General features: G+C 72.9%; 11 protein-coding genes. 8 read left to right on the forward strand and 3 right to left on the reverse strand.

The window, feature by feature from the left end; translation table 11 throughout:
- Nucleotides 1–2: 2 nt before the first annotated feature.
- Nucleotides 3–1,115 (reverse strand): bifunctional DNA primase/polymerase, encoded by a 1,113-nt coding sequence (locus tag ACIOD1_RS23050; RefSeq protein ID WP_401904314.1) that lies wholly within the window; start codon nucleotides 1,113–1,115, stop codon nucleotides 3–5.
- 566 nt (nucleotides 1,116–1,681) lie between these two features.
- On the opposite strand from ACIOD1_RS23050, the gene ACIOD1_RS23055 reads away from it, so the two are divergent.
- Nucleotides 1,682–2,218: a GNAT family N-acetyltransferase gene (locus tag ACIOD1_RS23055; RefSeq protein WP_365622466.1), complete on the forward strand. Its 537-nt coding sequence runs from the start codon at nucleotides 1,682–1,684 to the stop codon at nucleotides 2,216–2,218.
- A gap of 145 nt (nucleotides 2,219–2,363) precedes the next feature.
- On the opposite strand, the gene ACIOD1_RS23060 is transcribed toward ACIOD1_RS23055, so the two are convergent.
- Nucleotides 2,364–3,020 carry a DUF4097 family beta strand repeat-containing protein gene (locus ACIOD1_RS23060; RefSeq protein ID WP_365622468.1) on the reverse strand — a complete coding sequence of 219 codons (657 nt, stop codon included), beginning with the start codon at nucleotides 3,018–3,020 and terminating at the stop codon, nucleotides 2,364–2,366.
- A 170-nt stretch (nucleotides 3,021–3,190) separates the two neighbouring features.
- On the opposite strand from ACIOD1_RS23060, the gene ACIOD1_RS23065 reads away from it, so the two are divergent.
- On the forward strand, nucleotides 3,191–4,801 hold the full coding sequence (locus tag ACIOD1_RS23065; RefSeq protein ID WP_401904317.1) for a tryptophan halogenase family protein: 1,611 nt from the start codon (nucleotides 3,191–3,193) through the stop codon (nucleotides 4,799–4,801).
- Nucleotides 4,802–4,829: 28 nt separating this feature from the next.
- Here ACIOD1_RS23065 and sbnB read toward each other — a convergent pair whose 3' ends face one another.
- Nucleotides 4,830–5,828 (reverse strand): 2,3-diaminopropionate biosynthesis protein SbnB, encoded by a 999-nt coding sequence (sbnB, locus tag ACIOD1_RS23070; protein WP_365622472.1) that lies wholly within the window; start codon nucleotides 5,826–5,828, stop codon nucleotides 4,830–4,832.
- Nucleotides 5,829–5,961: 133 nt separating this feature from the next.
- On the opposite strand from sbnB, the gene sbnA reads away from it, so the two are divergent.
- The 6 genes from sbnA (at nucleotide 5,962) to ACIOD1_RS23100 (ending at nucleotide 11,483) form a co-directional block, all read left to right on the forward strand.
- The gene (gene sbnA / locus ACIOD1_RS23075) at nucleotides 5,962–6,996 is read left to right on the forward strand and encodes a 2,3-diaminopropionate biosynthesis protein SbnA (protein ID WP_365622474.1); all 1,035 of its coding nucleotides are present in this window, start codon (nucleotides 5,962–5,964) and stop codon (nucleotides 6,994–6,996) included.
- 41 nt (nucleotides 6,997–7,037) lie between these two features.
- A complete protein-coding gene (locus ACIOD1_RS23080) occupies nucleotides 7,038–7,868 on the forward strand; it encodes a 4'-phosphopantetheinyl transferase family protein (protein WP_401904320.1) in 831 nt (276 codons plus the stop codon).
- Nucleotides 7,832–8,764 carry an ornithine carbamoyltransferase gene (locus tag ACIOD1_RS23085; RefSeq protein ID WP_401904322.1) on the forward strand — a complete coding sequence of 311 codons (933 nt, stop codon included), beginning with the start codon at nucleotides 7,832–7,834 and terminating at the stop codon, nucleotides 8,762–8,764. The genes ACIOD1_RS23080 and ACIOD1_RS23085 overlap by 37 nt, the downstream gene beginning before the upstream one ends.
- Nucleotides 8,761–10,104 (forward strand): MFS transporter, encoded by a 1,344-nt coding sequence (locus tag ACIOD1_RS23090; RefSeq protein WP_401904324.1) that lies wholly within the window; start codon nucleotides 8,761–8,763, stop codon nucleotides 10,102–10,104. Before ACIOD1_RS23085 ends, ACIOD1_RS23090 begins: the two co-directional genes overlap by 4 nt.
- A 47-nt stretch (nucleotides 10,105–10,151) precedes the next feature.
- Nucleotides 10,152–11,102: a TauD/TfdA family dioxygenase gene (locus ACIOD1_RS23095; RefSeq protein WP_401904327.1), complete on the forward strand. Its 951-nt coding sequence runs from the start codon at nucleotides 10,152–10,154 to the stop codon at nucleotides 11,100–11,102.
- A gap of 141 nt (nucleotides 11,103–11,243) precedes the next feature.
- On the forward strand, nucleotides 11,244–11,483 hold the full coding sequence (locus ACIOD1_RS23100) for an MbtH family NRPS accessory protein (RefSeq protein WP_365622482.1): 240 nt from the start codon (nucleotides 11,244–11,246) through the stop codon (nucleotides 11,481–11,483).
- Nucleotides 11,484–11,533 lie beyond the last annotated feature (50 nt).

An 11,533-nucleotide genomic window follows, 5' to 3' on the forward strand; every position in this document is an offset into this window, starting at 1 on the left:
ACTCACGCGCGGCCTCGGAGGGCCATCGGGCGGGCCTGCCCGGCGCTCAGCCCGCCGCGGATGATCGCGCGGCAGCGGCGTTCCTGACCGGGGCGGGCGCGCTCGGCGGCGCCCTGGAGGGCCCGCAGGGCCTCGGCCTCGCCCACGTGCCCCGCGGCGACCAGACCGCCGACCGTGTAGGCGGCGCGGTTCAACTTCTCGGAGAACGCGGCTCCTTCGGGTACGACGGCGCAGCCGGTGACCTCGGCGAGGACGCCCGCCAGGACCCGCTCCGAGCTGCCACGGCCCCCTCCGGCCGCGATGACCGCCTGCCGTGCCCTGGGGGGCACGGGGCGGGGTCCGGGGACGACGGTGGAGGGGAGGTGCCCGGTGCGCTCCAGTTCCGCGGCGAGCCACGCCGGCAGCGGGGCGGGCACGCGGGTGACCCCCAGGGGCCGGTACGAGCCGGCGGGGGTGACGGTCCCGGGGGCCACGATGTAGCCGCCGTACGCCCGTACGTCGACCTGCCAGGCCAGGGCCCGGCCGCTCCCCGATCCGGTGGAGCACTGCCAGCGGCGGCCGCCGTCGTTGCGGTACCAGACGTGCAGGCCCCCGGAGGGGGTCCGTACGCGCAGGGTCGTCGCGTCGTCCGCCGGGCTCGTGGCGCCGCGCAGGGCGGCCAGTACGCCCAGGGTGTGGAAGCCGTTGGCCAGGCCGGTCAGGTCGACCGTGTCGGAGATCGCGACGCCGGGCAGCAGGCGCGCCCGGTCGGGGAGTTCGCACGCGTGGGCGTCGATGTCGATGACGACGAGGCCCGCGGGCCCGGTGGCCACCCCGACCCCGAGGTCGGGGCGCCCACCCCACCACTGTCGGATCCGGTCCGCGTCGCGCGTGGCGGCGTGGAAGCCGTGGCACCAGCGTCCCGCGCGAAGGCAGCCGCACGCGCTCCGGTCGTGTCCCGGCCGGCGGCACGCCCCGCAGTTGCCCACGGGCGTCTTGCGGCCCGGCGCAAGGGGATGAACCGGCCATCCCTGGCGCGCGCACCACCGAGCCGTGGCCAGAGGCTGCGACGCGAGCGGCGCGGCTCTGGTGAACTGCCCAGGGTCGCTGCGCGAATCCCGCAGCTCAGCTGCCATTCACTTCCCCCATCAGCGACTGAAGCGACTCAACGCCCAAAAACAGATTAGCGAAACCGGTGGGCAACGAGAGGCATATGAGCCAGAACAGATGTACGTACCCGCAGAGATCGCCAGCGACCGAGCGACTGACCGGGCAGCTACTCGATCCCGTTCGGTCGCTCGGTGAGTGGCTCACGAAACACCAGGTCACAGGCCTACGCAAGACCAAACAGCGACTGAAGCGACTGAAGACCCCTATATATGACGCACACACGCACACGCACGCACGCATGCGAATGTCTCCATATACCCGAACCTTGGGTCGCTTCAGTCGCTGTTCACCTCTGATCATGCCTCTGACCTGGGATTTTCCTCAGAGGGTCCGAGCGACCCGGACAGCACTCAGTCGCTGTCCTTCAGTCGCTCCCCGGGGCCCGACCGCTCCAGCACCGCTCTGGCGGGGCTCTAGTGGGAAGCGAGCGGGGTCGTGTGGACCCGCCCCGGCACCGACGCCCGCCGGCCCGTTTCCCCCGGGTCGTCCGGGGGCGCTCCGCTCCTTCGCGGGCACGTCCTAGCCTTGCGGGATGAACGAGACGACATCCGGGATACGGATCAGGCGGGGCGGCCCGGACGACGCGCCGGCGGTACTGGACATGCTCGACGGCGCGGTGGCGTGGATGAACGGGCGCGGCAACACCACGCAGTGGGGGACGACCCCCTACTCGCGCAAGCCCGGCGGGGCGGAGCGGGTGGAGCGGTACCTGACGGAGAACATGCCGTTCGTCGCGGAGCGGGACGGCGTGGCCGCCGCGGCGATGGTGCTCGACCGCGGGCCCAGTGAGCAGATGCCGATCGAGCCGGCCGGGGAAGCGGAGCGCTACGTACGGCTGTTGGTGTCCGACCGGCGGCTGCGGGGTCTGGGGCTCGGGGCGGCGCTGCTGGAGCACGCCGTCGAGGAGACCCGGCGGGCCGGCGCGGGGCTGCTGCGGGTCGACTGCTGGGCCGGGGGCGGGGGCGAACTGGTCCGGTTCTACGAGCGCAACGGTTTCCGGCCCACCGAGCGCTTCCTGTCCGGCGACTGGCCCGGCCAGGTCCTCGCCCGGCGGGTGGACGCCGACTGACCTCGGGGCCCCGGGGCGTCGGCAGCATCGGCATCGGCAGGGGCATCGGCGTCCCGGAACGACCTCCGGGCCGCCACGCGAGGTGGCGGCCCGGAGGCGGGGGGCCCGACGGGGGATTCCAGGCCCCGGTAGGGGGGACGGGCCGTCAGGTCCCGGGAAGGACCTGGACGGCGCCGCCGTCGGTGCGGGCGCGGATCTTGCGCGGGGAGTCGGGGGCGGTGCGGACCCGGACGCTCTGGTTGCCGCCGTCGGAGGAGGCGTCCACCGCGTAGGTGCTGTCCGGGAGGCGCAGGGTGACGTTCCCGCCGGCGCTGTTGATGTCCACGGAGTCGGGGGCCTCGGAGAAGCCGGCCGTCACCTTGCCCCCGTCGGAGCGGGCGGTGAGGCGGCCCGCGACCGCCTGCTCCACCACGATGGCGCCGCCGTCGCTGTCCAGGGTGGCGGCCAGGGCCTTGGGCACCTCGACGCGGTAGTCGACCTGGCAGGTCGAGCCGCCGATGCCGCTGCCACCGCAGTCCTTGGGGGCGGTCAGGGTCAGCTCGCCGCCGTTCTCGCTGTGGGAGGTGCGCGGCTTGTCGCCGTCGTACTTGAGGTTCTCGGTGACCTTCACCGAACCGCCGCCGCCGACCACGACCTCGATGGTGCCTCCGGACGCGTTGACCTTGAGCGAGGTCACCGCGGAGTCGACGGTGTAGCTGGCGGAGTCCGTGGTGGTGCTGCCCACGCAGCCCGAGAGGAGTCCCCCGGAGATCACGACGGCCAGCGCGTACACGGCCGGCTTCGTACGGAACGGGCGCTTCATGGGTGTCTCCCTCGAACGGCTGGCGCGGCTCCCGTCAGAGTGGGGCGGGCTCCTCCGGCCCTCCTATGAAATCTCTGTACCCGTACGGACGCCCGACTGCAGAACGGCTATAGGAGTCCGCGCGAGACTGGCGCCTCCCAGCCGTGCCCGTCCGCGAGGAGTGCCACCGTATGACCAGCCGACGCATCGAGAAGGTCGTCATCCTCGGGGGCGGGGCCGAGGGATGGATGGCCGCCGCGCATCTCGGGCAGGCGTTGGGCGGGACCGTCGACATCACCGTCCTGGAGTCGCCGGACGACGCTCCGGTGCCCGGGGCGGCCTCCTTCGCGACGCTGCCCCACTTCCACCGGTGCTTCTTCGACCTCCTGGGCGTCAACGAGGACGAGTGGATGCGGGCGTGCGGCGCCACCTTCAGGACGGCGTCACGCTTCGTCAACTGGCGTACGGAAGGCCCCGCTTCGGCCGCGGCCCGGGTCCTGCCCGGTGGCGGGGCGGACCACTTCTACCACTCCACCGGGCTGCTCCCGGACTGCGAGGGCCTTCCGCTGTCGCAGTACTGGCTGTTACGCACGCGGGAGGGGCGCACGACGGAGCCCTTCGACTACGCCTGCTTCCGCGAGCCCCCGCTGATGGACGCCCGCCTGGCGCCCCGGTGGCTCGACGGGCGGGCCGCGACCCGGTACGCCTGGCACCTCGACGAGGCCCTGCTGACCCGCTTCCTGCGCAGGCGGACCCTGGCGGCCCCGGGGGCCCGCGCCGTCCGGGGCGCCTTCGCGGGCGCCGAGCGGGACGCGCACGGGCTGGTGACCGCCCTGCGGACGTCCGACGGGCGGCTGCTGGAGGGGGACCTGTTCCTGGACTGTTCGGGGTCGGCCGGCTCCCTCCTGGGCGGGGCGTTGGAGGAGCCGTTCGAGGACCTGTCCGAAGAACTGCTCTGCGACCGAGCGGTCGTCGCCCGGGTGGCGCACGAGGACCGGCCCGACAACGTCGACCCGTACACCTCGGCGGTGGCTGTGCCCTCCGGCTGGGTGGGCAGGACGCCGCTGCGGTCGGGGTTCACCACCGCGCACGTGCACCACGGCGCGCTGACGACGCCGGAGCGGGCCGTGGCGGAGCTGGGCGCGCTGTGGGGCGTCGACGCCGCCGGGACCCGGTTCGACGTGGTCCCCGTGCGGGTGGGGCGGATCCGGCGGCCCTGGGTCGGCAACGTCGTCGCGGTCGGCCGGTCCGCGGGCTCCCTGGGGCCCTTGCAGCCGACGGACAGCCACTTCCTGCTCGCCGCCCTGCACCGGCTCGTCACGCACTTCCCCGACCTGGACCTCGACCCGGCGCTGGCGGACAGCTACAACCGGCAGGCCGAGGAACTGTTCGCGCGCTCGCGGGACTTCGTACAGGCCCACCTGGCCTTCGCCCCGCGGCGGGACACGCCGTTCTGGCGGGCGGCCGGGGAGCGGGAGCTGCCCGAGGGGCTGCGGCGCAAGGTGGCCGCGTACCGGGCGGGGCTGCCGGTCAATCCGACGGCCGCGGACGAGGCCGCCTACTACGGCGCGCCGGGCCGGCCGGAGGCGGAGCTGTACGACGTGTGGACCGACGGGCACTACTACAGCATCCTCACGGGGCTGGGCACCGAGCCGCCGCGCCCGCTGCCGGCGTTGGCGCACCACGTGCGCCAGGCCGCGGCGGCGGACGAGGTGTTCACCTCGGTCAAGCGTCAGCAGCGCATCCTGTTGGACACGCTGCCGACGGCGTACGACTGCCTGCGGCACCTGCACGGAGCCTGAGGGGCTCCGTGCCCGGGGCGGCGCGGGGTCAGCCGGCGAGGAAGTCGTCGACGGTGATGCCGAGGCCGGTCCGCGCGGCCCGCTCGCGGACGTACTCGGCGAGCGCGATGTCGAGGACGCCGAGGCCGAAGGGCGAATAGACGACCGGCCGGCCGGGCGCGCGCTCGACGGTCGCCGTGCCGCGCAGCAGGGCGCCGATGGAGGCGTTGACGAACTCGCGGTTGCCGGTGCGCAGTTCGGCCAGGTGCAGCGAGGTGCGCTCCCGGACGGCGTGGTCGGCGTCGTCGACGACGTTCACGGAGGCGAGGATCGTCTCGACGGTGAGGTCGCGCAGCGAGACGTGCAGGACGGTGGTGCCCGGCAGGCAGGCCGACAGGTCCGTGTGGGGTTCGCCGGCGGTGGTGGCGAAGGAGACGAGCGGGTGCGCGCCGAGGGCCTCGGTGAGGTCGGCGACGGCGGCGGCCTTGACGGAGGGGACCTCGGCGGCGCAGATCTCGGCGAAGGCCTCGGCGCGGGCGGGGTCCATGTCGTAGAGCACGGCCTCGCGCAGGTCGGGCAGGGCGGCGGCGAGGAAGCGCAGGATCTCCAGGTTGATCACGCCGCAGCCGACGAGGACGACGCCCGTGGGCGGCTCCTGCTCGGTCAGGACGCGGGCGGCGAGCGCGGCGCTCGCGGCGGTGCGCTTGGCGGAGATGACGGAGCCCTCCAGGAAGGCCGTGGGGCGGCCGGTGTCCAGGGAGTTGAGGGTGATGCTGGCGCTGGCGCGTTCCAGGCCCGCCGCGACGTTGCCGGGGAAGGAGGCGATCCACTTCATCCCGGCCACGGGGGCCGAGCCGCCGCGGTAGGCCGGCAGACCGATGATCCGGTCGCGCGCGTGCTCCTCCTCGGGGAAGCGCAGGAAGGTCGAGTGCGGCAGCGCCGTGGCTCCCTCGTCGTGCAGCCGGTACGCGTCGGCGACGAGCTCGATGATCTCCGTCTCGCGGCCCGCCAGGGTCTCCTGGACGTCGGTGCGCCGAAGGATCAGCATCGCGGTTCCTTTCGATGGTCGAGTGGTGCGGCGACCTTGTCGATGCCCCCTATATCGATTCTCTAATAGAACAGACATAGGACGACTGCCCACCGTGGTGTATCCCGAAAGCCACGACAGAGGGAAGGGCAGCATGAGCCGTCCCGTGCTCCATGGGATTCTGGAAACCATCGGGAATACCCCGTTGGTCGAACTGAGGAATATGTTCTCTGGTTGCAATTATCGCGTGTTCGCGAAGATGGAGAGGTTCAATCCGGGAGGCAGCGTCAAGGACCGGTCCGCGCTCAGCATGCTGCGCAGCGCGATCCGGGAAGGCCGGTTGATTCCGGGGCACTCGGTGGTGGTCGAGTCGAGTTCCGGGAATCTGGCGATCGGCATCGCGCAGATCTGCAAGTACTTCGGGATCGACTTCGTCTGTGTGGTCGACGCGAAGACGACCGAGCAGAACCTCACGCTGCTGTCCGCGTACGGCGCGCGGGTCGAGGTCGTACGGACCCCCGACCCGGTCACCGGCGAGTACCTCGTCGCCCGGCTCGCGCGCGTCCGTGAGCTGGTGGGATCGCTTCCCGGGGCGTACTGGCCGAACCAGTACGCCAATCCGCTCAACCCGCGGGCGCACCGCGAGACGATGCGGGAGATCGCCGAGGCGCTGGAGGGGCGGGTCGACTTCCTGTTCTCGCCGGTCTCCACCTTCGGCACGCTGCTCGGCTGCGCGACGTACATCGAGGACCACGCGATGTCGACCACGGTGGTCGCGGTGGACGCGGTGGGCAGTGCCATCTTCGGCGGGCCGCACAGTCCGCGGCTGATCCCGGGGCACGGCGCCTCGGTGCCGCCGGCCCTGTTCGATCCGACGGCGGCGGACGAGGTCGTGCACGTCACCGATCTCGAATGCGTGGTGGCCTGTCGGCGGATGGTGAATCACGAGGGAATTCTGATCGGCGGTTCCTCCGGGGCCGGCGTGGCCGCGCTGCAGAAGCTCGGCGACCAAATTCCCGACGGTTCGAACGTCGTCCTGGTCTTTCCGGACGGCGGCGACCGTTACCTCAGCACCATCTATTCGGACGACTGGGTCGGCGAACACTTCGGCGAGGTTTCCCATCTGTGGAAGCGCGCCCTCGCCGATCCCGGCGGCGCGCGTCTGCCCGCGGCCGCCACCAGTGCCTGATCCGTGAGGGATCGGGCCCGATGAGAACAGGGGTGACACCCATGAGCGCCGAGGACTTCTCGGACGTCTTCGACGCCGACGTGACGCACGTGTGGTGGGGGACGGTCGACGAGCCACCCGGCCCGGACGCCATCGCCGTGCTGTCCCCGGCCGAACGTGCCTCGGCACGCGCGATGACCGAGGAGGCGGGCCGGCACTACGCCGGGGCGCACGTGGCGGTACGCCGCATCCTGGGGGCCTACCTGGGCACGCCGCCGGCCGGGCTCCGGCTCGGCCGGCTGCGCTGCCCGGAGTGCGGGGACGCCGAACACGGCGCCCCGTGCGTGGTGTGGCCGGTGACGGAGCTGAGTTACAGCCTGTCCCGCTCGGGACCGTACTGGCTGCTCGGGGTCACCGGCGGCGGCCACCGGATCGGTGTGGACCTGGAGCAGGTCCTGGGCTTCGACACCGAGTCGGTGGCGCCGCTGGTGCTCTCGGACCGGGAGCTGTCGCACCTGGGCCGCGAGCAGCAGCCCGCGGCCCGGCTCGCGGTCTTCCTCCGCTACTGGACCAGGAAGGAGGCGGTGCTCAAGGCCAGCGGGATCGGCCTGATCGCCGACGCCCGCGAGGTGGACGTGCACGGGCCGCCCGACTGCGGGCCGCTGGTGGTCCGTCACGCGGCGGGCACCGGGCCGGACACGTGGGTGGTCGAGGACCTCGTGGTCGGCCCCGGCCGGTACGCCGCCATCGCGCGCGAGGCGGCGGCGGCCGGTCCCGTGCGACTGATCGAGAAGCCGCCGCCGACCGTCCCGGAGGCCGCCGGGCCTGCGGAACCCGATGTGAAAAGGAGTACGTCGTGGCCGTCCGCCACCTTGTCTCTCTCGATGACCTGACCGACCAAGACCTGCGCGCGATCGTGGCGCGGGGCGCGGACCTCTCCGCCGGGCGGTCCGCGCCCGGGGGCGCGCTGGACGGTCTGGTCGCCGGGATCTACTTCCGTCGTACCTCGACCCGTACCCGTACCGCCTTCTCCTCGGGCGCGCTGCGGCTGGGCGCGCGGATCGTCACCTTCGACGGCGGCGACCTCCAGACCAACACCGGGGAGACCAGCGAGGACACCGGCCGGGTCTTCTCCCGGATGCTGGACGTGCTGGTCGCCCGGACCGCCGACGATCCGGCCGAGCTGCGGGCGTGGGCGGGCCAGTCCCGGATGTCGGTGGTCAACGCCATGACCGCCGACGAGCACCCCACCCAGGGACTCACCGACCTGACCACGCTGGCACGGCACTTCGGCCGGATCGAGGGGCTGCGGGTGCTGTACGTCGGCGAGGGCAACAACACCGCCGCGGCGCTCGCCCTCGGGCTGTCGCGGTTCCCCGGCACCGTGCTGGAGCTGCGTACGCCCGAGGGCTACGGGCTCCGCGAGGACGTGTACCGGCGGGCCCGCGCGAACGCGGCGGCCCACGGCGCGGTGGTCGTCGAGCGGCACGACCCGACGGATCCGCCGTCGGACGTCGACGTGATCTACACGAGCCGCTGGCAGACCACCGGCACCAGCAAGCCCGACGCCGACTGGCGCGAGCGGTTCACGCCGTTCCGGGTCACGGAGGCGCTGTGGCGCGGCAGCCCGAAGGCGATCTTCATGCACGACCTGCCCGCCCACCGCGGTGAGGAGGTGAGCGCCGAGGTCCTCGACGGGGACCGGAGCATCGCCTTCGACCAGGCGGAGAACAAGATGCACAGCGCGATGGCCGTCCTGGAGTGGTGCCGCGGCGGTGTCCGGACGTGAGCCTGCTCGACAAGCCGCGCGCGGAGCCGGTCGCGGAGCCCGGACCGCTGCGCCGCAACCGGGACTTCCTGCTGCTGTGGATCGGGGCCGGACTGTCGGCGCTGGGGCTGCGGGCCAGCGTGGCCGCGTACCCGCTGCTGATGATCTTCTTCGGGAACAGTCCCGCGGGGGCCGGTGTGGTGGGGTTCGCGGCCCTCCTGCCGCAACTGGTGGTCCAGTTGCCGGCCGGGGCTCTCATCGACCGGTGGGACCGCAGGCGGCTGCTGATCGTGTGCGACGTGGCGGGTCTGCTCGCCATGGCGGCGGTCACCGCGATGCTGTTGACGGGTCGTCTGTGGTTGCCCCTGGTGGCGGCGGCGGCCTTCGTCGACGGCGCGGCGGGGCTGTTCTACCGGCTCGCGGAGCGGGCGGCGATCAGCCACGTCGTGCACCCCTCGCAGCTGACGGCGGCGCTCGGGCAGAACGAGGCGCGCGGGCAGGCGGCCGGGCTGTTGGGCCAGCCGGCGGCCGGCGGGCTGTTCCAGTTCGGCCGGTGGCTGCCGTTCGCGTTCACCGCGCTCACGCACCTGCTGGCGCTCGTCACCCTGCTGGCGATCCGGCGCCCCCTCCAGGGGGCGCGTGGCGCCCCCGTCACCACGTTGCGGTCGGACGTGGCCGAGGGGCTGCGCTGGGTATGGCGGCAACGCTTCATGCGGACGGCCGTGGTGCTGCTGGCCGGGAGCAACCTGCTCTTCCAGGTCCTGATGCTCACCTTGGCGCTGGTCGTCAAGGAGGACGACGGGTCGCCGCTGGCCATCGGCATGATCGGGCTGGTCGCGGGGATCGGTGGGGTCGCGGGAGCGCTCGCCGGCTCCCGCGCGGCGGGCCGGGCGGCGCCGCGCGCGGTGCTGGCCGGGGCGCTCACCCTGTGGGCGGCCTTGATGGCGCCGGTCGCCTTCGTCTCCGATCCGGTGGTCCTGGGGGTGCTGCTCGGCGGGATGAGCTTCGCCGGCGCGCTGATGAACGTGGTCGCCGGGGTCCACCAGATCAAGATCACCCCGGAGGCCTTGCAGGGGCGGGTGACCAGTGTCTTCGCGCTGGTGGGTTCCGGTACGGCCTCCGCGGGGGCGCTGGTGGGCGGCTTCCTGCTCGCCGCGTTCGGCACGCACGGCACGGCGTTGGGGATCGCGGCGGGCATGGGGCTGTTGGCCCTGGCCGCGCTGGTGTCCCCCGCGTTGCGGGTCGCGGCCGATCCGGAGCCCGTCGCGGATCGAGAGCCGGCCGCCGATCGCGAGCCGGCCGCCGATCCGGAACCCCCCGCGCCGGAGATCGCGGATACGGCCCGTAGCGAAGAAATATAGCCCCGCCTCCGAAGGTGGGATCCGGTTTCGCAAGGAGGAGAGAACGCATGGACAGCTTGGCGAACGGCAGGCCCTGGGCCCCCGCCGAGGTCACCCCGCAGGACACCGGGACCGAGGCGAGCGCCCGGGGACTGGCCGAGCACCTGGGCTCCCTGGAGGACCTCGGCGGCCTGCTGGCCCGGGAGAAGGCCCTGGTCTTCCGCGGGTTCGGCGTCGAGCCGGGCGAGCTGGACGAGGTGATGGACCTGCTGCTGCCGAACCGGCTGGCGTACGTGCACGGCAACTCGCCCCGCACCAAGGTCGGGGCGAACGTCTACACCTCGACGGAGTACCCGGCCGAGTTCAGCATCTCGATGCACAACGAGATGAGCTACGCCCACCAGTGGCCGGCGCGGCTGCTGTTCTTCTGCGAGACGGCTCCGCTCACCGGGGGCGCCACCCCGGTCATCGACGGGACGCGCTGGCTCGCCTGCCTCGACCCCGAGGTCCGCGAGGCGTTCGCGGGCGGGGTCCGCTACAGCCAGAACCTGCACGGCGGCATGGGCCTCGGCAAGAGCTGGCAGGCCACCTTCGAGACGGAGGACTCCGGGCGCGTGGAGGAGTTCCTCGCCACGTCGGGCGCGGACTGGAAGTGGCAGCCGGACGGCTCGCTGCGCGTCAGCCAGCTGCGACCCGCGATCATCACCCACCCGGTCACCGGGGACGAGGTCTGGTTCAACCAGGCCGACCAGTGGCACCCCGCCGCGCTCGGCGACGACACCGCCAAGGCCCTCGCCTCGATCATGCCGGCCGAGGAACTGCCGCAGTCCGTCAGCTTCGCCGACGGCTCGCCCATCCCCGACGCGTACGCGATCCAGATCCGCGACCGGGGCCTCGACAACGCCGTGGACGTGGACTGGCGGCGCGGGGACCTCCTGCTCATCGACAACGTGCTGGTCGGCCACGGCCGCCGACCGTTCACCGGGCCGCGGCGGGTACTCGTCGCGATGTCGGACTGACCCGCCCCCACCCGTCACACGCCCCCCACCCGTCACACGTCCCCCACGCGCCCCCTCCCCCCACGCGCCCCCTCCCCCCACCTCCCCCAACGCTCAGAACCTCCCCCTTCGCCGTCCCTTCACAGGATCCAGGAGACGACCGTGTCCGCTGAGAACACCGCCGAGAACACCGCCGAGCAGACCGCTGCCGCCACCCACCGCGTGGTGCTCAACACCGAGGAGCAGTACTCGATCTGGTGGGCCGACCGCCCGCTGCCCGCCGGCTGGACCGCCGAGGGGACCGAGGGGTCCCGCGAGGCGTGCCTGGCCCACATCGGCGAGGTGTGGACGGACATGCGCCCGCTCAGCCTGCGCCTTCGCATGGACGCCGTCGCGAGCTGACCCGGCACCGCGCCGTCGCCCCGACCACGCAGATCACGCCGATCACGCCG

This window comes from Streptomyces sp. NPDC088097, assembly GCF_044741845.1.
In the GTDB taxonomy this organism is placed as follows: Bacteria; Actinomycetota; Actinomycetes; order Streptomycetales; family Streptomycetaceae; genus Streptomyces.